The organism is Saccharothrix sp. ST-888, from assembly GCF_000955975.1.
Taxonomy (GTDB): domain Bacteria; phylum Actinomycetota; class Actinomycetes; order Streptomycetales; family Streptomycetaceae; genus Kitasatospora.
Window position 1 is genome coordinate 1 of record NZ_JYJF01000788.1, and the last position, 324, is coordinate 324.

At 66.0% G+C, this 324-nt stretch carries 1 protein-coding gene; it reads right to left on the bottom strand.

Features of this window, described 5'->3' with window-relative positions; translation table 11 throughout:
- Nucleotides 1-188: hypothetical protein (locus tag UK12_RS42405; RefSeq protein ID WP_197085427.1), on the bottom strand; the 188-nt coding region annotated here is incomplete at its 3' end.
- Nucleotides 189-324: the final 136 nt, after the last annotated feature.

Genomic DNA, 324 nt, shown 5'->3' on the forward strand with positions numbered 1-324 from the left:
TCCTGAATGGCCTGGACGAAGCGTGAGTTTCCTGCGACCGTACCGAATTTCCAGCCCTCGCCGTAGAAGAAGCTGTCCTTCCCCTCGACGCCGACCTCGGCCGTCGTCAGCCCGCGCAGCGCCGACTGCACATCCAGCATGGTCGACTTGCGGTCCAGGCCCATCAGGTCTAAGCGGAAGCCGTCCACCCGCTACTGCTTCGCCCAGGTGACCACCGGGTCGACGACCAGCTTGTTCATCATGGCGTGTTCGGGTGCGGTGTCGGCGCAGCAGCTGTCGGCGGTCACCTTCCCGGCGGCGTCCAGCCGCTGGTAGTAGCCGGGC